The organism is Demequina lutea (genome assembly GCF_013409005.1).
GTDB lineage: Bacteria > Actinomycetota > Actinomycetes > Actinomycetales > Demequinaceae > Demequina > Demequina lutea.
Map to the genome: position 1 here is coordinate 1,732,693 of NZ_JACBZO010000001.1, position 24,747 is coordinate 1,757,439.

At 65.5% G+C, this 24,747-nt stretch carries 20 protein-coding genes, 1 tRNA gene and 1 pseudogene; 9 read left to right on the top strand and 13 right to left on the bottom strand.

Going from position 1 to position 24,747, the window contains the following annotated elements:
• Positions 1-27: 27 nt before the first annotated feature.
• Complete coding sequence (locus BKA03_RS08420) at positions 28-435, bottom strand: hypothetical protein (RefSeq protein ID WP_179397956.1); 408 nt, start codon at positions 433-435, stop codon at positions 28-30.
• A gap of 42 nt (positions 436-477) precedes the next feature.
• On the opposite strand from BKA03_RS08420, the gene BKA03_RS08425 reads away from it, so the two are divergent.
• On the top strand, positions 478-735 hold the full coding sequence (locus BKA03_RS08425; protein ID WP_257020123.1) for a DUF5703 family protein: 258 nt from the start codon (positions 478-480) through the stop codon (positions 733-735).
• A 29-nt stretch (positions 736-764) separates the two neighbouring features.
• Here BKA03_RS08425 and BKA03_RS08430 read toward each other — a convergent pair whose 3' ends face one another.
• Positions 765-2,063, bottom strand: coding sequence for a M20/M25/M40 family metallo-hydrolase (locus BKA03_RS08430; protein WP_179397957.1), 1,299 nt, complete (start codon positions 2,061-2,063; stop codon positions 765-767).
• 132 nt (positions 2,064-2,195) lie between these two features.
• Between BKA03_RS08430 and BKA03_RS08435 the strand changes: the two genes are divergently transcribed.
• Entirely contained in the window at positions 2,196-3,500 is a 1,305-nt protein-coding gene (locus tag BKA03_RS08435) for a hypothetical protein (protein ID WP_179397958.1), read from the top strand.
• Between the two features lie 32 nt (positions 3,501-3,532).
• Here the strand turns inward: BKA03_RS08435 and BKA03_RS08440 are convergent, their stop codons facing one another.
• Complete coding sequence (locus tag BKA03_RS08440; protein ID WP_179397959.1) at positions 3,533-4,936, bottom strand: glycosyltransferase family protein; 1,404 nt, start codon at positions 4,934-4,936, stop codon at positions 3,533-3,535.
• 69 nt (positions 4,937-5,005) lie between these two features.
• Positions 5,006-5,089 (bottom strand) — tRNA-Leu (locus BKA03_RS08445).
• 233 nt (positions 5,090-5,322) lie between these two features.
• Here BKA03_RS08445 and BKA03_RS08450 point away from each other — a divergent pair.
• Positions 5,323-6,102, top strand: coding sequence for a hypothetical protein (locus BKA03_RS08450; RefSeq protein ID WP_179397960.1), 780 nt, complete (start codon positions 5,323-5,325; stop codon positions 6,100-6,102).
• Between the two features lie 37 nt (positions 6,103-6,139).
• Positions 6,140-8,359, top strand: a complete 2,220-nt coding sequence (locus tag BKA03_RS08455; RefSeq protein ID WP_179397961.1) for a sodium-translocating pyrophosphatase — start codon at positions 6,140-6,142, stop codon at positions 8,357-8,359.
• A 95-nt stretch (positions 8,360-8,454) separates the two neighbouring features.
• Here BKA03_RS08455 and BKA03_RS08460 read toward each other — a convergent pair whose 3' ends face one another.
• From BKA03_RS08460 to imuA', 3 genes are all read right to left on the bottom strand, one after another.
• A complete protein-coding gene (locus BKA03_RS08460; RefSeq protein ID WP_179397962.1) occupies positions 8,455-11,973 on the bottom strand; it encodes an error-prone DNA polymerase in 3,519 nt (1,172 codons plus the stop codon).
• A gap of 73 nt (positions 11,974-12,046) precedes the next feature.
• Positions 12,047-13,759 carry a DNA polymerase Y family protein gene (locus tag BKA03_RS08465; protein ID WP_218856009.1) on the bottom strand — a complete coding sequence of 571 codons (1,713 nt, stop codon included), beginning with the start codon at positions 13,757-13,759 and terminating at the stop codon, positions 12,047-12,049.
• Positions 13,756-14,457 (bottom strand): DnaE2-dependent mutagenesis accessory factor ImuA', encoded by a 702-nt coding sequence (gene imuA', locus BKA03_RS08470; protein ID WP_179397963.1) that lies wholly within the window; start codon positions 14,455-14,457, stop codon positions 13,756-13,758. Before imuA' ends, BKA03_RS08465 begins: the two co-directional genes overlap by 4 nt.
• A 264-nt stretch (positions 14,458-14,721) precedes the next feature.
• On the opposite strand from imuA', the pseudogene ribB reads away from it, so the two are divergent.
• From ribB to BKA03_RS08490, 3 genes and pseudogenes are all read left to right on the top strand, one after another.
• Positions 14,722-15,318 (top strand): annotated as a pseudogene (gene ribB / locus BKA03_RS08475) (3,4-dihydroxy-2-butanone-4-phosphate synthase); the annotation flags it as partial.
• Positions 15,319-15,457: 139 nt separating this feature from the next.
• Positions 15,458-15,898, top strand: coding sequence for an RbsD/FucU family protein (locus BKA03_RS08480; protein WP_179397964.1), 441 nt, complete (start codon positions 15,458-15,460; stop codon positions 15,896-15,898).
• 163 nt (positions 15,899-16,061) lie between these two features.
• The gene (locus BKA03_RS08490) at positions 16,062-16,988 is read left to right on the top strand and encodes a ribokinase (protein WP_179397965.1); all 927 of its coding nucleotides are present in this window, start codon (positions 16,062-16,064) and stop codon (positions 16,986-16,988) included.
• 57 nt (positions 16,989-17,045) lie between these two features.
• Here BKA03_RS08490 and BKA03_RS08495 read toward each other — a convergent pair whose 3' ends face one another.
• The 5 genes from BKA03_RS08495 to glgA form a co-directional block, all read right to left on the bottom strand.
• Positions 17,046-17,846 carry a TrmH family RNA methyltransferase gene (locus BKA03_RS08495; protein ID WP_179397966.1) on the bottom strand — a complete coding sequence of 267 codons (801 nt, stop codon included), beginning with the start codon at positions 17,844-17,846 and terminating at the stop codon, positions 17,046-17,048.
• 268 nt (positions 17,847-18,114) lie between these two features.
• Entirely contained in the window at positions 18,115-19,194 is a 1,080-nt protein-coding gene (locus tag BKA03_RS08500; RefSeq protein WP_179397967.1) for an SPFH domain-containing protein, read from the bottom strand.
• On the bottom strand, positions 19,191-19,640 hold the full coding sequence (locus BKA03_RS08505) for an NfeD family protein (RefSeq protein ID WP_179397968.1): 450 nt from the start codon (positions 19,638-19,640) through the stop codon (positions 19,191-19,193). The genes BKA03_RS08500 and BKA03_RS08505 overlap by 4 nt, the downstream gene beginning before the upstream one ends.
• Positions 19,641-19,810: 170 nt before the next feature.
• Positions 19,811-20,593, bottom strand: a complete 783-nt coding sequence (locus BKA03_RS08510; RefSeq protein ID WP_179397969.1) for an ABC transporter ATP-binding protein — start codon at positions 20,591-20,593, stop codon at positions 19,811-19,813.
• Between the two features lie 11 nt (positions 20,594-20,604).
• A complete protein-coding gene (gene glgA / locus BKA03_RS08515) occupies positions 20,605-21,807 on the bottom strand; it encodes a glycogen synthase (protein ID WP_179397970.1) in 1,203 nt (400 codons plus the stop codon).
• 71 nt (positions 21,808-21,878) lie between these two features.
• On the opposite strand from glgA, the gene glgC reads away from it, so the two are divergent.
• Both glgC and serB read left to right on the top strand, forming a co-directional pair.
• Positions 21,879-23,120 carry a glucose-1-phosphate adenylyltransferase gene (gene glgC / locus BKA03_RS08520; protein WP_179397971.1) on the top strand — a complete coding sequence of 414 codons (1,242 nt, stop codon included), beginning with the start codon at positions 21,879-21,881 and terminating at the stop codon, positions 23,118-23,120.
• Positions 23,117-23,764 (top strand): phosphoserine phosphatase SerB, encoded by a 648-nt coding sequence (gene serB, locus BKA03_RS08525; RefSeq protein WP_179397972.1) that lies wholly within the window; start codon positions 23,117-23,119, stop codon positions 23,762-23,764. The genes glgC and serB overlap by 4 nt, the downstream gene beginning before the upstream one ends.
• 16 nt (positions 23,765-23,780) lie before the next feature.
• Here serB and BKA03_RS08530 read toward each other — a convergent pair whose 3' ends face one another.
• Positions 23,781-24,746 (bottom strand): glycoside hydrolase family 88 protein, encoded by a 966-nt coding sequence (locus BKA03_RS08530; protein WP_179397973.1) that lies wholly within the window; start codon positions 24,744-24,746, stop codon positions 23,781-23,783.
• Position 24,747: the final 1 nt, after the last annotated feature.

Here is a 24,747-nt window from a genome sequence, read left to right on the forward strand (position 1 = left end):
CGAATAAAGGGAGGTAGTGGCCATGCGCTATCGCAAGTCGAAGGACTCGATGTCGTCGTCCATCTCGTCTTCGTTCTCCGTCGCATGTCCGTCGAGGTCCTCGTCGGCGACATCGTCGTCGTCGCTGTCGCTGTCGTCGTCGCTGTCGTCGCTGTCGTCGCTGTCGTCGCTGTCGTCGCTGTCGTCGCTGTCGCTGTCGTCGTCGCCGTCGTCATCGTCAAAGGCCTCGGCGGGATCGTCGTCGAGGACAATCGGCAAGGACTCACCGAATCCACTGTCGAGTTCGTCCTCGTACCTCTCAAACGCCTCGGCGACGGCATCAAAAGCGTCGTCGACTGTGGCATCCTCAGCACTACGACGGGATTCAACCGCTTCGAGGTGCGCCTCGAGTGCGGCCGTCAGGTGTCGAAGTGCCTCACGCGCTTGGGTGCTCATAGGCAAGACGTTACTCCGACAACAGGGTGAGACGGGAGCAAAATGACTGACTCGGTGCGCATCGCGGCTGGCCACGTGATCAATCCACGCATGGAACGCGCCGAAGCGCGTTCGCACACTCAGTGGCGAGTGGTCGACGTTCCTCGATCGATCACCCGCGCGGAGACCACGCAAATCCTTGCCGAACAGGCCGAATATGGCCGTTGGGAGTTGGCAAGGAGCCTGGTCTACGTCGGCGGTGCACGCAGGGTTTGGCTACGCAGACGTGCCATGCGCGTCGAGCGCACTGACGCCGCCTGACAAGCCTGCTGGCTCTACGACGCGCGCGACTAGCAATCGAGCAGGAACTGCTCCATCACGTCGGTCCCTACCTCGAGGCTCTCGATAGGCACACGCTCGTCAATTCCGTGGAAAAGCGCCGAGAAGTCGAGCCCGGCAGGCAATTTGAGCGGTGCGAAGCCGTAACCCGCGATACCAATCGACGCCAGGTGCTTGTTGTCGGTGCCGCCCATCATCATGTACGGCAGCACCGCCGCTTCCGGGTCGGCCGTGTGCAGCGCCGCGATCATCTTGTCGACGAGAGGCACCGCAAAGGGCAAATCCATGGCCCGCTCCGTGATGTAGGACTCCACCTTCACGTGGGTGCCCGCCAGCTCCTCGATCGTCCGTAATACCTGCTCCTGTTGCCCCGGAAGGAAGCGCGTGTCGACAAAGCCGACCGCCGAGTCCGGGATGACATTGACCTTGTACCCGGCTTCGAACATCGTCGGATTTGAGGTATTCCTTACGGACGCCCCGATCATTCCGCTCACCGGACCGCAACCGGCGATGATCTCCGCCACCCGTTCCTCCGTCACCTCGTATTCGAGCCCCAAGAGCTCGGCGGCGCCCCGCAGCAGCGTGTCAACGGTGGGCGACACGTCGAGCGGCCAGTCGTGAGCCCCGATGCGCGCCATCGCCCCCGCGAGATGCGCCACCGCGTTGTCGCGGTGCACCAGCGATCCGTGTCCTTGCACCCCGTTGCTGACGAGCCGGAGCCATTGAATGCCCTTCTCGGCCGTCTGGATAAGGTAGGTGCGCTTGTCACCAATCTGGATCGAGAAGCCCCCGACCTCACTAATTGCCTCCGTGGCACCCCTGAAGTCTTCCGGATGCTCCTTGACCATCCACTTCGCTCCGCGACCTCCGCCATGCTCCTCGTCGGCGAAGAACGCGAGAACGATGTCCCTCGCGGGCTTGCGGCCCAATGCGATGAGGCGACGCGTGGCCTCGAGGTAGATTGCGTCGACTCCCTTCATATCGACGGCGCCCCTTCCCCAGATCATTCCCTCCTTGACTTCGGCGGCGAAGGGGTCGACGGACCAGTCCTCCGCAAAGGCCGGCACAACATCCAAATGGCCGTGGACTACCAACGGCGGACGCGTGCGGTCCGTGCCTTCCCACAGCGCCGTGAGGCTCGCGCGCCCCGGCTGGGACTCACGAATGACCGGGTCCAGTCCGAGGTCCGACAGGAACGCGGCCACGTACTCTGCGGCAAGCCGTTCTCCGGGTCCATCCTGGTCACCATAGTTCGAGGTATCGATGCGAATGAGGTCCTGGGCGATCGAGGTCACGGTCACGTTTGACATCCCCCAAGGCTACCTCCGTAGACACGCCTCACACTGGCCAAGCGACCCCCCTCGAACGGACGGAGGGTGAGGCAGCGAGCACAGCAACAACCGACACTCCGAAGTCACTCGGGGCAAGGGGCGTTCCGATCCATGAGGATGGCTCTCGTGTTCATCAACCATGCTGGCGCGCGCGCAGCCGCGATCCGTCAATGGATGTCCGCGCCGGTCGGGGCGCGACCCTCATGGCGATGGGCGGTCCTAGTCGCGATGGCCGTGAGCCTGTGCTTTGCGGTGGCGCAACACTTTGCGACCGCATCTGTGCAAGACGCAGGGCTTCAGCCCGACGGCGGCGCGTGGCCAGACCCTTCAGCGAGGTATGGAGACTTCGCCCTGTTTGTCCGAGCGGGGCATGCGATCCTCTCGGGCGATCTGGGCCACGCGTACGACGCCGCTACCGTGCAGACCGGCCCGCTCGCACTGATGTGGGCCGGCCTATTTGCGCTTACTCTGCACGTGTTCCACGCGACGTCGAGCGTCGGCTATGCGGTATCCGCGATTGCCATGCTGGCGCCGACCTTTTACGCCGTGCCGCTCTGGGCGTCCCGCCACACCCCCCCAAGATGGCTCTACGCGGTCGCAAGCGGCGCGTTGGTCGTGCTTCTCATCCCCTGGCAGCTCTCGGACCTGATCGTGTATCAGCATCCAACGTACCTTTGGGTCCCTGCGCTGTGGTTGATTGCCGCAGGTTTCGCGCGCCAAGACCGTCCTGTGATCACGGCGTTGCTGCTCGGCACCGCGTGCGGTCTGGAAACCTGGGCCGTGCTCGCCGTGCCGGTACTCCTGCTGGCGCTTCCGTCGTGGCGCTCGCGGGTCCGAGCGGGCGGCATCTCGTTCGTAGCGACCGCCGCCGTGTGGGCTCCCTTCGTTTTCAGCGGCCAGTTTCGGATGTTCGACATGACGTGGCCCAACACCATTCGCACACCAATTGAGGCCCTGTTGGGCGATCCAACCACAATCACCTGGCAGACCCGATTGGTGCAGGCTACGGTGATTGTCGCAGCGAGCATCGCCGCGTGGTTCTTCGGCCGAGGTGTCACAGATGCCGCCACTGTGGCTGTTGCCGTCGTGGCTTGGTCGCGGGTGATCACCGACGCGCAGACGTACCCCTATTACCGGCTACCGCTCTTCGCAACGACCGCGGCCATCGTGCTCGCCGCCTCCGCGCACTTCTTGCGCACCCGGGATCGACGAGCCCTCCCGGCACTCGGTGTCAGCGGAGCGATGATTTCGTTGACTCAGGCAGAAGTCCTCCCTGGCCCGATGCTCGCAGGCACGGTGCTCCATGTCACGGCCCTGACCGCGCTGGCGGCATCCGCACGCGCCATCCCCGACGCGCCATCGGCCGCCATCGGCAGGAGTCCGAGTCCAGATAGGGAGCCCGAGCTACCGGCCTAGATGCGCGCCAGTACCAGCGCCTTTGGCTCCCGTCAGGACCTCTGGATACCCGCCGCGATCACGATCACGATGACGACGAGGCCGGACACCGTCACCAGGTAGATCAACCTTCGGTAGCCCGCCTGGATGGCCGCCATCACCAAGCATGCAATGGCGCCGGGGATCAAGGCGAGTCCATAGCGCCCCGTGGGGTCGGGGAAGTACTGCGGCACCGTCGAGTTCGTGTACGCCTGAATCTGCACGGCCAATGGGTACAGCACGGCTCCTGTACCGAGCAGCCAACCGAGTGATCTGCGCGCCGGATCCTTCGCAAAGGCGACCACGGTGGCCATCATCGCCCCGATGACCAGGACGTTGAGCAATCGAGTCCACGCCACCAACGCCGCCACATTCAGCGGCGGTTGTATGTAGTAGTCAGACGCGAGATTGAAACCAATAAATAGCGTCTCGATCCACTCGGAGCCGGGCAACCCAAGCACTGTGCGCGTGTTAATCCCGATGAGGGGGTTGACCCAGGACATGTCCCCTCTCGGCGCCTGGAACAGCACCCACGCGACGTAAGGGATGAGGATCGACGCCGCCACGGCGAAGGGAAGTATCCAATGGGCCCTCCTCAGACCCTTGAACCCGTGATCACGAAGCGCCCTTGCGATTGCCAAGACAGCCAAGGCCACGAACGGGATCGTGTTGATGAACTTCAGCGTCCCGACAAGGCCGGTGAGCACCACGGGAAGCACCCAGTCGTGGTCATCCTCAAGAAAAATCTTCGCCGCGAGCCACAACGCAAGGGCACCGCCGAGTGCTGCGGTGGCGTCTGGGTTGATGGTGGTCGAGGCGTGGAGAACCCTGGGAAACGACACGAGAAGCAGGGGTGCCACCATCGCGATCGCCGGGTCGACCTTCCATCGGCGCAAGGCGACGTAGAGCATGAACATGCCCGCGGTGAGCCACAATATTCCAGTGAGCCTTCCGGCCTCAACAAAATTGAGAGGCGTCACCGCCGAGACTGCCCGAGCGGGAAATCCCACCGTGACGTAGTACAGCGGAGGGTGTGAGAAGTTGTACTGGTCTGCGTTGTACGGGAAGAGCCAGGGCCATGGTTCGGCGCCACACAGAGGCAGGGAATACCGCTCTTCGCCCATGCAGGCCCAAATGGAGCGGATCTCGGGTGCGATGACATCGCCCTTTGCGGGGATGTGGCCGTGGGCGATTTGATAGGCGAAGTCCGCATGAGTCGGCTCGTCGATTCGTGACATCGCTTGGCCGCCGCCAAAGATCACGGGAATCACAATGGCGGTCGCTATAGCCAAGTAAATCAGCGCCAGGATGGTGCGGCTGCGTGTCGAGTCGTCAAACCGTGCCGCTAGCGACTCCAGGCGAAGAATGACTCGGCCGTGGATCCACTCGCGGACCTCTAGACGGCTCTCGGTTGCCACACTGCCTCCCCGGTCACGTTATTGCGTTTGCGCCTGCCGCGCCACAGGGAATGCATTGATCAACTTCGGTGTCCGAGGGGGGACTTGAACCCCCACGCCCTTTCGGGCACTAGCACCTCAAGCTAGCGCGTCTGCCAATTCCGCCACCCGGACGAGTGGTCTCGGAAGCCGTGGTGGGCTCCCGAGCGCGAGCGCAATGCTAGCACGATGGATCGGCACTTTCCGAACGTTGATGCACGTCCCAAGGCTCTCCCTACGGCCTCGGATCGGACCCACCTGGCCTCCCGCCGCCCTTGGCGCGAGAGCGCCCACGGACCAAAGGCCCCGCGCGCACGGCCCCACTTGCCTTACCGTCACATTAGGCGTCACCGTCGACGGGAGCACACATGTCCACGTACCTCTATCTCTCATTGATCCCTGAGGCCCTCGTGGCGTCAATGCTCGCGCCGGATGACTTCGGTCTCTATTACGCGATCGGATCCGCCAAGCGATCCAGGGGCCAAGCCATCTTCTTTTCCGTCGACCGAGACAAGATCGCCGACGCAGGATTCCCTTTGGCCGACGTCGAAGCCAGGTGCGTCGCGCACTCCGACGGACGGCCCAAGAGTTCGCTGTATTTGTCGATCTACCGTGTGTTGGAGCGGATTCCGCGTGACGCGCTCACCGCGCTCCACCTGGCCACCGACGACGGTCGCGTGCTCACGATCCAGCCGCAAGAGTTCGTCGCGGACGGCGAGGAACGAACCCACCTTTACCAGGAGATTTGCCCTGTCACTCCGCGCATCGTTTCGCACCTGAACCCAGCGGAGTTTGCTGGCTTCATTACCGACACAGACCGCAATGTGCACGTGCCACGCATCGCGTTCACCGAACTCACCCTCGGCAACCTGAAGAACGACCCCGACCATCACGACATTGATAATCTTCCGTACCCGAACATCGGCCACTTGCGTGACTGCCTGCGTGAACTCGCCAAGGCGCCCGATAAGGCCAACAAGACGGTGCTGCGGCAAATGACTCAAGAGGTGCTCTTCCGCACCATCCGCAACGGCGTGTTCATCGGAGACTCCACCGGCATCACGGCGTTCCCTCTGCCCACTCGAGACACGCTCGAACGCGAACACCTCGCGTGGTGGCGCTCGGCACAATCGACGTTCGGCCAGTAGTCCACACTCTCCACACGTTCCACCGAAAGGTCTTCAAATGCCCGCCTGGTTCTGGCTGGTCCCAGTCGCTTCCGTCGTGGCGCTCGGGGCCGCTTATGGCTTCTTCCGCGAAATGATGAAGGAGTCGGAAGGCACCGAAACGATGGCTCGCATCGCCGCGCACGTGCGTGCCGGCGCGATCGCCTACCTCAAGCAGCAATACAAGGTCGTCGGCACCGTCCTGGTGTCCTTGACTCTTATCTTCTGCGTGGTGGCTTACGTCTTCCACATGCAGAACCCGTGGGTTCCCTTCGCATTCCTCACCGGCGGCATGTTCTCCGGCCTCGCAGGCTTCATCGGCATGCGCACGGCCACGTACGCCTCGGCCCGTACAGCCAACGCGGCACGTCGATCGCTTAACGCTGGCTTGCGCGTCGCCTTCCGCTCGGGCGCTGTCATGGGCCTCACGGTCGTGGGTCTTGGCCTGCTCGACATCTCGATCTGGTTCTTCGTGCTCACTCACTTCTACGGCACGAACGACGCTCACCAGGTGGTTGTCATCACCACCACGATGCTGACCTTCGGTATGGGCGCCGCAGTCCAATCGCTCTTCGCTCGCGTGGGCGGCGGCATCTTCACCAAGGCGGCCGACGTCGGCGCGGACCTTGTCGGCAAGATTGAGGCTGGCATCCCCGAGGACGACCCGCGCAACCCCGCGACGATTGCGGACAACGTCGGCGACAACGTCGGCGACGTTGCCGGAATGGGCGCGGACCTCTACGAGTCGTACGTGGGCGTCATCCTGGCGTCAGCCGCCCTGGGTGCGGCGGCCTATGCCAGCTCGGGTGCCACCATCCAGCTCAAGGCCGTCATCGCACCCATGGTGATCGGCGCGCTCGGCACGTTGCTTTCCGTGGTCGGCGTGTTCTTTGTACGCACCGGCGAGAAGGCCACACAGAAGCAGCTACTCGGCGCTCTCGGACGCGGCGTCAACGGAGCCGCCGTCATGATCGCGGTCGCATCCATTTTCGTCATGCGGGCCATGGGCCTGGAGAACATGTGGGGGCTGTGGCTCGCACTCCTCGCCGGGCTCCTCACCGGTATCGCCATCGGTCAGGCGGCCGAGTACTTCACGTCGCAGGGCTACGCGCCGACTCAACGCATCGCCGCGGCCACGAAGACGGGCCCAGCCACCGTCATCATCGGCGGCCTCGGCGAGGGCATGATGTCGGTGGCGATTCCCGTCATGGCCGTCGTGACCGGTATCGGGCTTGCCTACTTCTTCGGTTCTGGATTTTCCTTTGGGACCGACACCCTGAGCCTCGGCCTTTACGGAATCGGTATGGCGGCAGTGGGCATGTTGTCCACGCTGGGCATCACGTTGGCCACCGATGCCTACGGGCCCATCGCGGACAACGCTGGCGGCAACGCCGAGATGAGCGGTCTCGACCCCGAGGTGCGTCGGCGCACCGACGCCCTCGACTCGCTCGGCAATACGACCGCAGCAACGGGCAAGGGTTTCGCCATCGGTTCCGCGGCGCTTACCGGCATCGCCCTGATGGCCTCGTACCTCGAAGAGGTCAAGATCGGCATCCAGCACATCCTCGATCGTGGCCTTGGCTACACGTTCCCCGATCACTTCCACCTGGCGTCGACCGCCACTGACCAGCTCCAGAGCCTCAACCTCATGCAAATGATGACGCACTACGAGGTGGTGCTGATCAACCCCAAGGTCATCATCGGCATGTTCACGGGCGCGATGCTCGCGTTCGTGTTCTCCGGAATCACGATGAAGGCCGTGGGCCGCGCAGCAGGCCAGATGGTCGACGAGGTGCGCCGCCAGTTCCGCGAGATGCCAGGCATCATGGCGGGCACGCAGGACCCCGACTACGCACGCTGCGTCGCCATCTCGACCAAGGCCGCGCAGAGGGAAATGATGCTCCCGTCGATCCTCGCGATCGCGGCCCCCGTCGTCATGGGATTCATCTTCGGCGTGCCAGGAGTGCTCGGCCTCTTGGCGGGAGCGGCCGCAGCCGGATTCTCGCTATCGATGTTCATGGCGAATGCCGGTGGCGCGTGGGACAACGCGAAGAAGTACATCGAGGAGGGCCACCACGGAGGCAAGGGTTCCGAGTCACACAAGGCGGCCGTCATCGGCGATACCGTCGGCGACCCCTTCAAGGACACCGCGGGCCCGGGACTCAACATCCTCGTGAAGCTCATGGCGATGGAGGCGATCGTCGTGGCAGGCGTCACGGTCGCGATCAGCCTGGTCTAGTCGCCAGGTTAAGTAACGCGGCCCAGTGTGTCGGACCGAGTTTGGGGCGCCTCCTTCCATGAGGGCGCCCCTTCTCGTTCTCTGAAGCCTGCGCGCTACTGAAAGTCGCGGCTCGTTGACGCGACCTTGAGGCTCAGCGGTGCGAGGTGCTCCGCGACGAGGTTCGTGGCGCCGTCGGCACGCTCGATGCGCCCCCTGATCACCAGCGCTTGAGCCCGCCGCGCAACCGCTTGGTAGCGCCTCCACACACCTTGCGAGCAGATAACGTTGAGAAATCCCGTCTCATCCTCGAGCGAGATGAATGTCACCCCCTTGGCGGTGCCCGGCCGTTGCCTGTGGGTCACGACTCCTGCCACACTCACGCGCCGCTCCGCCTCGTGTTCAAGAACCCCCGCGACGGTGAGCACCCCGTTACGGTCGAGCCCCTCGCGAACAAAGACAGTCGGATACCTATCAACTGACACTCCGTGCGCCCAGACGTCGGCTATCGCCTCTTCGACCATGGACATCACGGGCAGCACGGGCGCCTCCACGCCGGGGACCACTCCCGGGAGTGTGTCAGGCCCCTCAAGCGCGATCAGTGCTGCGGCCCAGAGCCCTTCGCGTCTGCTCACCCCGAGTGTCTCAAGCGCTCCCGACGTGGCAAGAGCCTCCCATTGGGTCTTGGTGAGCGGCCTGGTTCCCACGTCTGCCACCGAGGCGAACGGCGCAACGGCCGTCGCCGCGTCGCTAGTCCCAGCGCCGCCATTCCCGGCCTCGCTACCGCCAACCCCCACCCTCTCGAGGGTTGCCTCAACCGCTTGTGCCTGTGCCCTTTGCACCGCCCCTTGGAAGCCCCCTTGCCTCACCCTCACGCGCCTCGCCATATCCGGAAGCGAGACGAAGGGCGCCTCCGCTCGCGCGTCGACGATCGCCTGAGCGGCATCGGCGCCAAGGCCCTTGACCGCGGCAAGGCCCATGCGAACGGCCAGTTGGGGCTCGATGTGCACGAGCGCATTCAGGTCGGCGCGGACCTCCGCCGGGGCATCGAAAGGCGCATCGAGCCTTTCGACGCGGGCAAGTGCGTCGGAGCGCGACACGCACGGCCGCAACACCACTTGGCCGTGGCGCCTGGCATCGGCCGCGAGGGACTGCGGGCTGTAGAAGCCCATCGGCTGCGCGGCAAGCAAACCCGCATAGAAGGCGGCGGGTTTGTGTACCTTGAGCCAGCACGACGCGTACACCAGGTAGGCAAACGAGAACGAGTGGGACTCGGGAAAGCCGAAGTCGGAAAACGCCTTGAGCTTGTCGAAGATCTGGTGCGCGACATCGGCGGTGACGCCCTTCTCGTTCGCCCCCACCATGAAACGCGCCCGCAGTGCCTCCATGCGTTCTGGGCTGCGCTTGGAACCCATCGCGCGCCGCAGTTGATCGGCAAGCGATCCGTCGAAGCCCGCGCAGTCCATCGCCATCTGCATCAGCTGCTCCTGGAACAGCGGCACTCCGAGTGTCTTGCCGAGCGACTTCTCGAGCAGCGGATGCAGGTACGTCACCTCTTCGCGGCCGCGCGCGCGATTGATATACGGGTGTACCGACCCGCCCTGGATGGGGCCAGGCCTGATCAGCGCCACCTCGATGACGATGTCATAGAACCGGCGGGGTCTGAGGCGCGGCAGCGTGGCCATCTGGGCACGCGACTCGACCTGGAAGACGCCGACGGTATCGGCGGCGCACAACAGGTCATAGACGGCCTCATCCTCTTGGGGAAGGGAATGTAGCCCGATCTCCTGGCCCTCGGTCTCCCACACCGACTGGAAGGCGTATCGCAACGCGGAGAGCATGCCGAGCCCGAGCAGATCGAACTTGACGAGCCCCGCGTCGGCGCAATCGTCCTTGTCCCACTGCAGCACCGTGCGACCGGGCATGCGCGCCCATTCGACGGGGCAGACGTCGATGACGGGGCGGTCGCACAGCACCATTCCGCCCGGGTGAATCCCCAAGTGGCGAGGCAGGCGCAAGAACCGCTCCGCCAGGTCAAGCACCGGCGTGGGTATGTGATCGAGCTCGGCCACGGGCGTAGGCTCCGGCCACATCGCATCGCGCTGCGTCGCGGCCCATGCCTGCTGAGCGGCCTGGTCGGTGCGCAGCGTCGACCACCTGTCGATGCTCTTCGACCAGGCGTCCTGCTGGCCGACGTCGTAGCCGAGAGCCCTCGCGGCGTCCCTGACCGCAGATCGCGGCCGGTACTGAATCACATTGGCGACCATCGCGGCGTTAATGCGTCCAAAGCGCCTGAATACGTACTGGATGACCTCCTCGCGCCGGTCCGACTCGATGTCAACGTCGATGTCGGGCGGGCCGTCGCGTTCGGGAGCAAGGAAGCGCTCAAACAGGAGCCCGTGCGTCACCGCGTCGACGGCTGTCACCCCCAACGCGTAGCAGACGGCGGAGTTAGCGGCGCTCCCCCGTCCCTGACACAGAATGTCGGAGCGCCTGCAAAAGCTCACGATGTCGTGAACGATGAGGAAGTAGCCGGGGAAGTCCAGCGCCTCGATCACCGTCAGCTCGTGCTCGATCTGCCTCCAGGCGCCGGGAACCCGCTCCCTATCCGGCGGGCCGTACCGCTCGCGCGCACCCTGATAAGTGAGTTCCCGCAGCCACGACGCCTCTGTGTGGCCCTCGGGAACGGGATACGGCGGCAGGTGTGGCGCCACGAGGTGCAGGTCAAAGGCGCACTCCGCACCCAGCCTCGACGCCGTGGTGACCGCCTGCGGGTGGCGCCGATGTCTCCACAGCATCTCCCCCGTGCTGCGCAGGTGCGCCCCTGGGCTGCCCGGCAGCCAGCCGTCCATGTCGTCCAGGGACGAGCGTGCGCGCACCGCAGCGAGCGCGGACGCGAGGTCGGCGTCTCGAGGTGTCGCATAGTGGGCGTTCGTTGTCGCGACGAGCGGTAGGCCCGCGTCGAAGGCGAGGTCCGCCAAGGCGTCGGCGATTTCGGAATCGTAGGGCTGCCCCGTGTCGGTAATTTCGACGGCGACGCCTTCGCGCCCGAAGAGCGCCACAAGCCTGTTTAGTTCCGACCTCGCCGCGACCACGCCCTCACGTGTCACTCCTCGCGCATGGCTCGCCGTGGCCACCCCAGGCACCCCGATACCGGCCAGGGCCCTCCTCACGGATCCCTTGCGGCACCCCGTCAGCACCAGAAACTCGCCCGATCCGGCCTCGGCAATGCCCTCGAGCGTGTAGTGGGCCAACCCCTTCTCGCCCGCGGCAAGGTGCGCCATGCCGATGGTGCGCGAGAGTCTCGCATAACCGCCCGCCCCCCGTGCGAGGACCACCAGGTGAGTGCCGCGCGGGTCTGGGATCCCCGTGGGCGCATCCAGCACGGGGGCGCCGGCCTTGCCCTCGGGGGCCGGCAGGTGCAGTTCAGCGCCGAACACCGTCGGTAGACCCACCGACCGCGCGGCGTTGGCAAAGCGCACCACGCCGTACAGGCCATCGTGATCCGTGAGCGCCATGGCAGACAGACCCAAGCGCCCCGCCTCGGCGGCCATTTCTTCGGGCTGGCTCGCGCCGTCGAGGAAGCTGAAGGCGGAGTGTGCGTGCAGCTCCGCGTACTCGACACATTCAGTCATCGCTCGGCCCGCTCATCGCTCGGCCCGCTCATCGCTCGGCCCACTCATCGCTCGGCCCACTCATCGCTGCCGCTCAGTCATAGACGGCCTCAAGCATCCAACGCCCCTGGTGAAGGGCGATCAGCAGCGCGGGGCCACTGTTCCCGGCGTCGTCGCGCAACGCGACCTGCAGGAATGCTCGCCGTGAGGCCTCTGACGACCACCAGCGCTCGACAATGGGCCATGGGCCCGCCCACGCCTCAACGGGAAGAGGCGTCCCCCACACCGGCCCGTCGCTGCCTCCCACGTGACCGGACGACGGGTGACGATGCGCGGCTCGAGCCACCCTGTCCCCTGGGTTCGCCTGCAGCCGCACCCACGTGGGAGGGGCGCTCACTGCGAGCCTCCTGTCCACCCGCACAGGACTCCCGCCCGCATCGAGAACGTGAATCTCGAGCGGAGACGCGAGGACCGTCGCGGGGGCGGGGTCGGGAACGCGGCCTGGCCACGGATGGCTGACTCGCCTCGCAGGCTCTCCCTCCTGTCCCCAGGCGAGAGCGTGAACCCTGTCGCGAGGTGTGCGGCCACCCTGCTCGCTCACGGCCAGCACGCCCTCGGGCCCCAACAGCCCCTGCAGCCTTTCCATGGCCCGATGCGCCCTGGCATCGGCGCCCGAGGTTCCTCCCCACAGGAACGACTGCTCGGCCCCGAGCGGCACCACGTCCTCGGCCGTGAGAGTCAGCGCCGTGAGCGGCGCGGGCTGCGGCGACGCCGTGCCTGTGCCAGTACCCGAAAGCCATCCCTCGAGCTGCCAACGCACCCTGTCCGCCATGTGCTTGGTGAAGGCCCCCGAGCGGCTTCCCACGTCGGTGCGCCACACCCGCACCAACTCGCCTCCCGTGACGGTCCTCGCCCCGATCCGCACGCGTGCGCATCTCGATGCGGCGGCCAACAAGGCAGCATCGAGTTGCCCCGCAACGTGGACTGCCACGAGCGCGAGCTGTTCGACCCTCTCGGCGGGTTCCTCGAACACATACTCGACGGCGATGTCTCCCTCGGCCCTACGCAATACGGGAGGCGCCACGTCCTCGCCCCTCGCCATGCGCTGCGCCCATGCGCCCACCTGTCCAAAGCGCGCCATGACATCGGCCGAGGGAAGCGCCGTGAAGTCCCCAAGCCTGGTCAGGCCGAGCCGCACTAGAACGCTGACGAGCTGCTCGACCTCGGCGCGCTGGGTGCGCTCCATCGTGGCGTGTACCAAGGTGTCGACCGGCAAGGGTGCCAAAAAGTCGTGGGACTGACCCCGCCTAATCAGGGAGTTCGCTCTCGCGGCCATCACGGCGGCCAACAGACCGTCCGCGATGCCCACGGACGACTCGTAACCGGCCTCCTCCACCACTCGCGTCACGAGCGCCTCCGCAAGCGCCTCCTCGGAGCCGTGAAAGCGCGCAGCCCCCTCCGAGGGAATCATGAGTAGCCCTGGACGCGATATCTCCACCCCAGACACCACGTTCTCCGCCGCCGCGGCGACGGCCTCGAACTCACGGGCATCGCGACCCTCGTCATGAGAAAGGATCGTGAGCTCCGGACAGGCCCGCTGCGCCAGGCGTTTACGCATCCCGCGACGCACCCCCGCCGCTCGGGCCGCCGCAGAGACGGCGAGCATCCCCTTTCCGTGCAGTACTGCGGCGGGGGCATCGGCCCCCATGCCCGCTTGCGCCATGGCAGCAACCACTGGCCAGTCGGGCACCCACAGGACGACGCGGCGCACGGTGGCGACCGTCGCATCGCGCAAAGGGACTCTCATGCGGCACCCGTTCCAAGCGCCCTGTCTTCCAAGGTTGCGAGCCTGACGGCGGCTCCGACCCTCACCGACTGGGTGTCCACGTCAAGGCAGACAACGACCCGCCTGGCGGTCCCCGTCGACCGGCCGGTGACCGCCACGGTCATGTCCCGCTCGCGCAGCCGGCCCTCGCCCGCGCCAAGGCCACACCATCTGACCCCGTCTACTGTCAGTTGGATGTGAGCCCCAGGCCATCGACCCGCAGCCACCACCACGCAGCCGCTTTCCCTGGCGCGCGCGGCCAACCGCCTGCGATCGGCATCAGAAATGGCGAGCCCCTGGCCCACCATCACCACGTCCACGTCGTCGATGCATACACCCAGCGTGGCGGGCGCTTGAACTCCCGGATACGGGATAAGCGCCACTCGAGCCAGGTCGATGCCGCGCCGCGCCGCCGCGAGCACGCCCACATTCGGCATCCCCACCATCGCCGTCCACGCACCATCCAGGGAAGCTCGCGCCACAAGGGCAAGCACAAGCGACGTGGAACCCTCAACCGCGATGACCTGCCCCTTGCGTAGGCCGCGAGGTAAGAGCGGAACGAGAGCGTCGTCAAGCGCGAGGAGGGGCCCTTCCGTCGCCTCGCGGTCGGCACCCATACGGGTTTCGACCGCTCTCAAGGCGGCGCGGGCGGCGGCCAGGCGAGTCCCTTGCGTCTCCACGATCACCTCCCAAGCGGTCGCTGACAGGGCGGCGGAGAACCCGCACGCCATTCGAACACTTGTTCGATTCTGCCATGGATGGCGGACATGCGCGAGACCCACTCAGTCCGCATCCGTCACACGTCAGTACTCCGCCGACCGCCCCGTATCAATCCGATATCATGGGAGCAGAAGCGCTCCCTCGGGCTTGGCCACGGCTGTGCCTGCCTGGGCCGCAAAAGCCAACGTTGAGCACGTTTCACCACGCCACGAGAGGAGCGGGCCATCAGCCTCGCTACCATTCCCGACGCCCTCGAGGCACTTAAAGAGGGACGCCCCGTCATCGTCGTCGACGATGAGGACCGCGAAAACGAGGGCGACATCGTGCTGGCCGCCCAGTACGCCACTCAGGAGTGGATTGCGTGGACCGTGCGCGTGTCCTCGGGTTTCATCTGCGCACCTCTCACGAACGAGATTGCCGACCGGTTGGCGCTGCCTCCCATGGTCGAACACAACGAAGACCCTCGCGGGACCGCGTACACCGTCACGGTGGATGCAGCGAACCGCCTCACGACCGGCATCAGTGCGGCCGACCGCGCCAACACGCTTCGTATCCTGGCCGACCCCACGTCAACGCCAAGCGCCCTCACCAGGCCGGGACACATCGTGCCCTTGCGCGCGGTCGACGGGGGAGTCCTTGTGAGGAACGGCCACACCGAGGCGGCCATCGATTTGTTGTTGCTTGCCGGGCTGGAACCCGCAGCGGCGATTTGCGAGGTGGTCGGCGACGACGGTGAGATGCTCCGCCTCGAGGGGCTTCTCGCTCTCGGCGAGCGCGACGACGTTCCCGTCATTGCGATCAAAGACCTCGTCGACTGGCTCATCGCGGCACGCGACGGTGTCGCCGCAGTTTCCGCCTAGAAATTCAACCTCGCGAAACCCTGCACAGCATTACCTCACGCGATGTGAGTGCGAGGACAATGGGTCATGTCCACGACGATGGCGATGAAGGCAGGCCGGCATGCTCAAGGGAATCGACCCCGTGCTCCACGGAGAGCTCTTGCACATCCTGGACGACATGGGTCACGGTGACCAACTCCTGCTCGTCGATCGCAACTACCCGGCCGCAGCATCGGGCAAGCCCGTCTTGAGGCTGGGCGAAATTGGGGTGGAGCGCGCGGCCCGCGCCATCTTGAGCGTCATGCCTTTGGATACGTTCCTTGACCACCCGCTCGAGCGCATGGAGGTCGACGGCGACCCCTCAATCGTCGCACCCGTACAGGCGGCCGTTCTTGAGATCGCGCGCGCTCACCACCCCGAGCCCCTCGAGTTCGGCATCGTGCCGCGATTGTGGTTCTATGAACGCGCCAAGGAGGTCTTCGCCGTGGTTCACACGCTGGAGGACCAACCGTATGGTTGCTTCATCCTGCACAAGGGCGTCATCTTCCCCGACGCCCCGTAGCCGCCACGTCTGGGCGTCAGTCACCCTCAACTAGCCGGTGAGCAGTCCCTAGGTCGGTGATCAGCACGTCGATCCACCCGCCCAAGGCGGCGCCTCGAATCGCATCAAGCTTTCGCCCATGTCAAGGCGGCGCGGTGTCAATACAGAGGAAAATGGGTAACGAATGAATACCGATCCACGGACCGACTCGCTATTCACGCGCGGGCCGCTGATCGTCCTCGGCACGGTCAACCGCGACCACGTAGTGTTCGTCGACCTCCACCCGCTGCCCGGCCAGACCATCCTTGGCCACTCCTACGAGACGGGGACGGGCGGCAAGGGCTCAAATCAGGCCGTTTCCGCAGCTCGCGCCGGCGCCGCCGTGACCTTTGTGTCCGCCGTGGGCGACGACTCCGCAGGAGCCGAGCTGCTCGCAGACCTGGCCGCCAAGGGCGTCAACGTTTCACACGTGACGCGCGTCGATGGCCAGCCAAGCGGCGTGGCGCTCATCACGGTTTCGGCCGACGGCGAGAATTCGATCATCGTGGCCCCTGGCGCAAGCGCGTCACTGGATCCCGCACTGGTGAGCGGCACCGTCGCCGACCTGGTGGAGCCCGGATCCGTCCTCCTCACACAACTGGAGCTTCCGCTGCCAGTGGTCGAACGGGCATGCTTGGTCGCGCACGAGCGGGGTGCGCGAGTCGTATTGAACCTGTCCCCCATGCAGCCAGTCGCCGAGGCCGTGTTGGCCGCTTGTGACCCGCTCATCGTCAACGCGGGTGAGGCCGCCACACTTGCGGAGTCCCGGTGCGAGTCCGTCCAAGACGCTCATGATGTCGCCCAGGCACTCGCGGCGCGTTGCCGTTCCGTCGTTGTGACCCTTGGGGGCGACGGTGCGGTCGTGGCCGATGGCGCCCCTGCAAGGCACTTTCCTGGTGAGACGGTTCCCGTGGTCGACACCACCGGAGCTGGGGACTCGTTCGCGGGGGCCCTCGCCGCGGCACTGGTCGCAGGCGCCGGGCTCGACGACGCGGTCAGGAGTGGAATTCAAGCAAGTGCGCTGACCGTCCAGCATGTCGGAGCACAGCCTCCCGAGGATTGGCGTCCTTAACGGCCCCCAGTATCGTGATTGAGCCCCAGCCACTGAGTCCGTCGCCCCCGGAGCGGCCTAGCGGCGGCGCAGCTCCCACACGGCGACGGCCGATGCCGCAGCCACGTTCAGAGAGTCCACTCCCCCAGCCATGGGGATAGTGACCACGTGATCCGCTGCGGACAGGGCGGCGTGTGACAACCCGTCGCCTTCGGTCCCCATAACGAGTGCGACCCGCTCGTGGCCCGCCCCCGCGAAGTCCGCCAGGGACACCGCATCGTCGGCCAGCGCCAAGGCTGCGACGGTGAATCCGGCATCGCGCAATTCGTCCAGAGCAGCGGGCCACGGCTCGACGCGAGTCCACGGCACCTGAAACACGGTGCCCATGGAGACCTTCACGGATCGCCGGTATAGCGGGTCGGCGCATGTGGGCGAGACGAGAATGGCATCCGCCCCCAGGCCCGCAACGGACCGGAAAATCGCGCCCACATTGGTGTGGTCCACGATGCCCTCGAGCACCACGACGAGCCGGGCACCCCTGACGATGTCTTCCACCGAGGCGAGCTCGGGGCGATGCATCGCCGCTAGGGCTCCGCGATGGACGTCGTAGCCGGTCACGGACTCGAGCACCTCAGCGGGGGCCACGTAGATGGGGGTATCAGCGTCAACCAGCGATTCGACCGACTCAAGCCAGCGTTCGGTGACCAGGAGGGACCGCGGCCGATGGCCGCCGGCGAGAGCCCTCGAGATGACCTTCGCGCCCTCCGCCATGTACAGGCCCGCGGCCGGCTCGATGCGGCGCCTCAACGCGACGTCGGTGAGCCCGCGATAGTCGGCGAGCCGCTCGTCGGCGGGATCGGTCACTTTGATCACGGGCACCGCACCAGTCTCCCAGCCTCGAAGCCCGCAGCGCGACGCCCCCCATGCGCAGTGGCTCAATTCGTACCGGATTTGAGGCTCGTGCGACCCAAGGTGGTCGAATCTGTACCGCAGCCGGTGAGACCCAAGCTCTGAGGCCTCCGGCTAAGCGGTACGAATTCAGCCACCAGCGGGTGGAATGCGCCGTGACACGGTACGGATCAAGCCATTTGCAGGAACGACGAAGGGCCCCCGGTTTCTGGGGGCCCCGCGCCGTTCGGTATGGTGCTTAGCCTGGCTGTTGACCCTTCGAGACGTTTGGGTCGAACGTTGCACCACTAGCGGAACCGGCCGACTCCGCGTCAGCGCTCACGCTCTCCGCCATGCGGCGCGCCTCTTCGAGGGCAACGCGTGGATCGGTGAGAACGTTAGTGAGCGGGGTCCTGCGCTTGGCGCGCTCGGGGTCACGGTTGAGGGGCTCAGGCTCTTCCGCGCCACCGAAGCCTGCGGCGACCGCCTTGAGCGCACCCGTGAACTCTGTGGGCACGAACCAGATCTTGTTCGAGTCCGTCTTGGCAATTTCGGGCAGCATCTGCAGGTACTGGTACGCGAGCAGCTTGCTGTCGGCGTCACCCTCGTGGATCGCGTCGAACACCTGCAAAATGGCGCGAGCCTCGCCCTCTGCACGCAGAATCTTGGACTGCGCGTCACCCTCGGCCATGAGGATCGCGGACTGCTTCTCGCCCTCGGCCATGAGGATCGCGGACTGCTTGACGCCCTCCGCGGTCAGGATCGCGGCACGTCGGTCACGCTCGGCGCGCATCTGCTTCTCCATCGAGTCCTTGATCGAGACCGGCGGCTCGATGGCCTTGATCTCGACGCGGTTCACGCGGATACCCCACTTGCCTGTCGCCTCGTCAAGCACTCCGCGCAAATGGCCGTTGATGTGGTCGCGGCCGGTGAGCGCCTGCTCAAGGTCCATGGTGCCGACGATGTTACGCAGAGTCGTGGCCGTGAGCTGTTCGACACCGATCCAGTAGTTGGCGATCTCGTAGACAGCCGCGCGGGCGTCGGTGACCTGCAGATAGATGACCGAGTCGATGTCGACCACCAGGTTGTCAGACGTGATGACCGACTGAGGCGGAGTGGGATACACCTGCTCCTTGAGGTCGACCTGAGCGCGCACTCTGTCGAGGAACGGCACCAGAAGGTGAAGTCCCGCGTCAAGCGTGCGGCTATACCGGCCGAGGCGCTCAACGAGGTAGGCCTTGGTCTGGCGCACGACCACGATGGATCGGGCGATGGCCGAGATCACAAAGATCGCGACTATACCCAGAACGACGAGTCCTGCTATTTGTACCGGCGTCATAGCGACGTGTTCTCCTTTGCTGGGGCGACGATTGCCATCGCTCCGTCGATTTTGACGACGACGACGTCGGCGCCTTCGGGAATAACGTCGGCGCCCTCTTCGATGCGCGCCGACCACACCTCTCCGCGCAACTTGACGCGACCGCCAGTGGCGGTCACGTCATCGAGCGCCTTGGCGTGCATGGTGACGAGCGCCGCCGAGTTGGTCTCGACGAATGCGACCCCACGCTTGCGCATCGAGCGCAACAACCACGGCCGCAAGGCGAATAGCAACAGCGATGCGACGACGCAAGCGACGACAACCGCGAGGAGGATCGGACCGTTCAGGAGCATCACCGTGCCTCCGGCGAGCGCGCCACCCGCAAGCATGAGCAACGTGAGGTCGAGCGTGAAAATCTCGAAAACACCCAACGCCGCAGCCACGATGAACCACCACATGAATTCCATGGGTTCTCCCTTCTCATATCAACCTAGCAGGGCGATTCGGGGCGCGCATCGGCCGTGCGAATGACGTCCTTACCCGGCAATAGTCCCTGCGATGGACTCCACGAATGAGGGTCGCGTCAGGCAGCTCGGATTCGGCCCTCAGCGGGTCCTTTACACGCCGATACGACTCGTCACACGCTTCTTGCCGTCCAGCGTCCCTCATGGGCGAAGAGCTGGATGGGTAGCCCGTAGGCGGCGGATAGGTTGGCACTGGTCAAGCTGTCGGCGAGCGGCCCTTGAGCGACCGCCTTGCCGTCTCTCAGGAGCAGCACGTGAGTGAATCCCGCCGGAATCTCCTCGACATGGTGGGTGACCATGACCATGGCAGGCGAGCGACGGTCGCCGGCGAGCTCGGTGAGAGCGCCGAGGAGCTCCTCGCGCCCGCCCAGGTCCAATCCCGCCGCAGGCTCGTCGAGCAGCAACAACTCAGGGTCCGTCATGAGCGCCCGAGCGATCTGAACCCGCTTGCGCTCTCCCTCGCTCAACGTCTCAAACGTGCGATCCGCAAAGGCATGCATTCCAAAGGCCGCAAGAAGATCATCGGCCCGCATTTCGTCGACACTCTCGTATTCTTCGCGCCACCGACCAGTAACTCCATACGCAGCGGTCATGACCAAGTCGCGCACGGTCTCGCTTGGCGGGATCCGGTCGGCAAGCGCAGCGCTAGCCAAGCCGATGCGAATGCGCAGTTCTTGCGTATTTGTCTCGCCAAGAGGTTCGCCGAGTATCTCGACGCTCCCGGTCGTAGGGTGGGCTCGAGCGGAACACAGCGTGACGAGCGACGTCTTTCCCGCGCCATTGGGCCCAAGAATGACCCACCGATCCGCCGGAGCGACACTCCACGTGACACCGTCGAGGACCTGGTTTTCTCCGCGACGAAGAGTGACGTCAGTGAGCCGCAGGACATCGTTCATGTCAGATAACCCTAACCGAGAACGGCGTCGTAGACGGCAAGGGTGCGCTCGGCAATAGCGTCCCACGAGAAGTGCTCAGTTGCGCGTGCTCGGCCGCGGACCCCCATCGCTCTGGCGGCGTCGGCATCGGACACCATCGCCGTCATGGCGGCCGCGAGGTCGGCAACATAGGTTTCGGGATCGGTAGGCGTTCCGGTGCCGTCCGTGGCCTGGTCGATCGGCACCAGGGCGCCTGTCACGCCATCGACTATCACCTCGGGGATCCCTCCCGTTGCGGTGCCGACGACTGGAAGGCCCACCGCCATCGCCTCAAGATTGACAATCCCCAAGGGCTCGTAGATTGACGGGCAGACGAACGCGGTGCACGCGTCGAGCACGGCCACCAGTTCGGGCCTCGGCAGCATTTGCTCGATCCAGGTGACCCCGTCGCGGGTCTCTTGCAGCGTTGCCACGGCCGACGAGACCTCCACGGCAATCTCCTTGGTGTCCGGCGCCCCCGCGCACAGCACGACCTGGACGTCCTTGGGCAGCCTCTCGACCGCGCGCAACAGGTATGGCAACCCCTTCTGCCTGGTGATGCGGCCGACGAAGACGATCGCCGGGCGGGTGGGGTCGATGCCGTGCCTCGCGACCGTTGCGGCCGCCGCTTCGCGTTCCTCGTCAGTGCTGGGCGCCGCCCATGCATCGACGTCGATGCCATTGTGAACCACCTGCACCTTTGCGGGGTCGACGTCCGGGTAGCAACGCAGCACGTCGGCACGCATGCCCGCGCTCACCGCGATGATGCCGTCGGCCGCCTCATACGCGGTCTTCTCAATCCAACTGGACACGCGATAGCCACCGCCGAGTTGCTCGGCCTTCCACGGCCGCAGGGGCTCGAGCGAGTGGGCGCTCAGGACGTGCGGCATCCCGTGCAACGTCTTGGCCAAGTGCCCGGCCATGTTCGCGTACCACGTGTGCGAGTGGACCAGGTCGGCACCCTCGCAATCCTTCGCCATCGGGAGGTTATGGGCGAGCACGTCGAGCGAGGCATCGCCGACTCCTCCTCCAAGCGCCGTGTATCCGGTGACGCCCGGCTCGTCACGGGGGCCATCAAAAGCGCGCACGCGTACGTCGACGTGCTCGCGCAATACTCTGGCAAGTTCGCTGACGTGAACGCCTGCGCCCCCGTATACGTGGGGAGGGTATTCACGACTGAGGATATCGACGCGCATGGTCCCACCGTAATCGCTTTCGCGATGGCGTGGCCTCCGCGACGCGGCGGTGCGGCACGTATGCTGGACCCATGTCAGCGCCGAAGGTACTTGCAATCGTCCTCGCAGGAGGTGAGGGCAAGCGCCTGATGCCCTTGACCGCAGCCCGCGCCAAGCCCTCCGTCCCTTTTGGCGGCACGTATAGACTCGTGGACTTTGCCCTGTCGAATCTGGTGAACTCGCAATATCTGCAGGTCATCGTCTTGACCCAATACAAGTCGCACTCGCTCGACACGCACATTGCGCGCACGTGGCGGATGTCGCCCTTGCTCGGTAACTATGTCGCGCCCGTGCCCGCGCAACAACGTCGCGGCAAGCATTGGTATTTGGGAAGCGCGGACGCGATCTACCAGTGCGTCAACATCATCGAGGACGAGAAGCCGGACATCATCGTCATCGTCGGCGCCGACCACGTCTATCGCATGGACTTCTCTCAGATGGTCGATGCTCACATCGAGTCGGGTGCGGAATTCACCGTCGCTGGAATTCGACAGCCGATTGAAATGGCCGATCAGTTTGGCGTGGTCGACGTCGACCCCGACGATCACAGCCGCGTGCGCGCATTCCTAGAGAAGCCGACGAACCCCGACGGCCTTCCCGACAGTCCCACCGAGATCTTGGCGTCGATGGGCAACTACGTCGTCTCGGCTGGCGCCTTACTCGAGGCCCTCGCTGCCGACGCTGACAATGATGACTCCAAGCACGACATGGGTGGCGACCTCGTGCCGTACTTCGTGAACAAGGGCACGTGCGGACTGTACGACTTCGTCTACAACGACGTTCCCGGATCAACCGACAGGGACCGCGACTACTGGCGCGACGTCGGAACGATTGACTCGTACTACGACGCACACATGGACCTCATCGCCGTCCTGCCCGTCTTCAACATGTACAACGACAAGTGGCCCGTGCACCAGGGACTCATCACGCAGCCTCCTGCAAAGTTCATCCACTCGGAAGAGGGACGACTCGGCCACGCCGCGGACTCCGTGGTCTCGCCCGGCGTGATCGTGTCTGGGGCAACGGTCACGGGCTCGATTCTGTCGCCAGGCGTGCGTCTTCACTCGTGGTCAACCGTCTCGGATTCGATTCTGCTCGATGACGTCATTGTGGGCAGGCACGCCCAGGTCCACCGCGCGATCCTGGACAAAGGCGTGCTCGTGGACGAGGGCGCACGCGTGGGCATCGACCGCGACGCCGACATCGCCCGCGGTTTCACCGTGACCGAGTCCGGTTTGACCGTCGTTGCCAAGGGCACCGTGATCACTGCATGAGCGAAGGTCGTCTCCTCGTCCTCGACGTCGATTCGACCCTCATTCAGCAAGAGGTCATCGAGCTACTTGCCGCGAGGGCGGGCTCGCTCGTTGAGGTTGCCGCGATCACCGATCGGGCGATGCGCGGCGAGCTCGACTTTGCCGAGTCCCTGAAGAAGCGCGTCGCGACCCTCAAGGGTCTGCCTCTCACGGTCTTCGCCGACGTCGCGGCGGAGGTCGCCCTCACTCCAGGCGCCGCCGAACTCGTGGCGACCGCCCAGGAGGCGGGCTGGACGGTCGGGCTTGTCTCCGGAGGATTCGAAGAGGTCGTCTCGACCATTGCCTCACGCGTGAACGTGACCCACTTCGTGGCCAATCGGCTTGAGGTGCTGGACGGCGTCTTGACGGGGCGCACCGTGGGCCCCGTGATCGACCGCAACGCCAAGGCGGTCGCGCTCTTGGCATTCGCACGTGCCGCAGGCGTCGCGATCGAGGACACTGTCGCCATCGGCGACGGCGCCAATGATCTGGGCATGATGGACGTCGCCGGACTCTCGGTCGCGTTCTCGGCCAAGCCCGTGGTGAGGGATCGAGCGGATATCGCGATTGATGGGCCCCGGCTCGATGTCGCCTGGCCGTTGATCGCTGCGCGTTCCGTTGCCTAGGTGACGTGCGCGGCGGCTATATGACGGCGTCGCTCGCGGTGAGCGCCAAGAGAGCGAAGGCCTGAGCCTCCGCCGAGGTCCCCTCGCGATCAAAGCTTGACGCTCCGGCGACACCCCGCAACACGCCAGCCGCATCCACGAGCGCCAGAGCCGAGATCATCCACCGCCTGGCGGAGTCTGCGTAGGTCGAGGGGAGCCAGCCATCCGCAACGCCCGTGAGGGCCGCGTAGGCGAGCATGAGCCCCGCGGTGCCGTCCGTGAACGTGGCGGGATCGTTGAGCACGTTGTGGAACCTGCCGTCTGGTGTTTCCCACGCCGCGACTGCGTCGACAAGCCCGCGCGTCTGGGCCTGCCAACGGCCCCGCATGTCGGTGGGCACACCATCCCCGCCGATGCGTAGCGCGCGAGCGATTCCCGCGGCGGCCCACCCGTTGCCCGACGCCCAGAATGCGCCGCGCACACGCTCCCCTGTCACGGTGTTGACGCGGTGCCTGTAGAGGCCCGTCGCCTCGTCCCACAGGTGTTCGCGGTGCATCCGGTACTGCATGTCGGCGGGTGCCACGTCACCCGTGAGGATGAGCAGCGGCACCACCATGTAGATCGAATCGACCCAGACCTCCTGCGAGTCCCGAAGATGCCACACGACGCCCTCGTCGTCGCGTGGGGACCACCGAAGAAACCACCACCGCTGCCGCTCGAGGGCAACTGCCGCCTCGTCGTCGCCGTCCGTGGCAAGGAGAGCCACGGCCTCGCCGAGAGCACCACCGTTGACCAGCCCTGAATCCCCAGTGGCGCCGAGGCGCCCTTCGGCGTCCTGGTGAGTGACCGCGTCACGCGCTATCGCGCGGGCCAGGTCGAGCCGGCCCTCGTCGAGCGCCGCCTGAGAAGCGGCTCCCTGCTCCCACGCGAGACGCTGCATCGCCAGCAGCGCCGACCACAATCGTTCGCGCAACTCGGCGCGATCGGCGGGCGACTCGGACATC

Coding starts and splice junctions, on each gene's coding strand:
- BKA03_RS08420 (WP_179397956.1), bottom strand. CDS start 435: ATGAGCACCCAAGCGCGTGAGGCACTTCGACACCTGACGGCCGCACTC.
- BKA03_RS08425 (WP_257020123.1), top strand. CDS start 478: ATGACTGACTCGGTGCGCATCGCGGCTGGCCACGTGATCAATCCACGC.
- BKA03_RS08430 (WP_179397957.1), bottom strand. CDS start 2,063: ATGTCAAACGTGACCGTGACCTCGATCGCCCAGGACCTCATTCGCATC.
- BKA03_RS08435 (WP_179397958.1), top strand. CDS start 2,196: ATGAGGATGGCTCTCGTGTTCATCAACCATGCTGGCGCGCGCGCAGCC.
- BKA03_RS08450 (WP_179397960.1), top strand. CDS start 5,323: ATGTCCACGTACCTCTATCTCTCATTGATCCCTGAGGCCCTCGTGGCG.
- BKA03_RS08455 (WP_179397961.1), top strand. CDS start 6,140: ATGCCCGCCTGGTTCTGGCTGGTCCCAGTCGCTTCCGTCGTGGCGCTC.
- BKA03_RS08460 (WP_179397962.1), bottom strand. CDS start 11,973: ATGACTGAATGTGTCGAGTACGCGGAGCTGCACGCACACTCCGCCTTC.
- BKA03_RS08465 (WP_218856009.1), bottom strand. CDS start 13,759: ATGAGAGTCCCTTTGCGCGATGCGACGGTCGCCACCGTGCGCCGCGTC.
- BKA03_RS08480 (WP_179397964.1), top strand. CDS start 15,458: ATGCTCAAGGGAATCGACCCCGTGCTCCACGGAGAGCTCTTGCACATC.
- BKA03_RS08490 (WP_179397965.1), top strand. CDS start 16,062: ATGAATACCGATCCACGGACCGACTCGCTATTCACGCGCGGGCCGCTG.
- BKA03_RS08500 (WP_179397967.1), bottom strand. CDS start 19,194: ATGACGCCGGTACAAATAGCAGGACTCGTCGTTCTGGGTATAGTCGCG.
- BKA03_RS08505 (WP_179397968.1), bottom strand. CDS start 19,640: ATGGAATTCATGTGGTGGTTCATCGTGGCTGCGGCGTTGGGTGTTTTC.
- BKA03_RS08510 (WP_179397969.1), bottom strand. CDS start 20,593: ATGAACGATGTCCTGCGGCTCACTGACGTCACTCTTCGTCGCGGAGAA.
- glgA (WP_179397970.1), bottom strand. CDS start 21,807: ATGCGCGTCGATATCCTCAGTCGTGAATACCCTCCCCACGTATACGGG.
- glgC (WP_179397971.1), top strand. CDS start 21,879: ATGTCAGCGCCGAAGGTACTTGCAATCGTCCTCGCAGGAGGTGAGGGC.
- serB (WP_179397972.1), top strand. CDS start 23,117: ATGAGCGAAGGTCGTCTCCTCGTCCTCGACGTCGATTCGACCCTCATT.
- BKA03_RS08530 (WP_179397973.1), bottom strand. CDS start 24,746: ATGTCCGAGTCGCCCGCCGATCGCGCCGAGTTGCGCGAACGATTGTGG.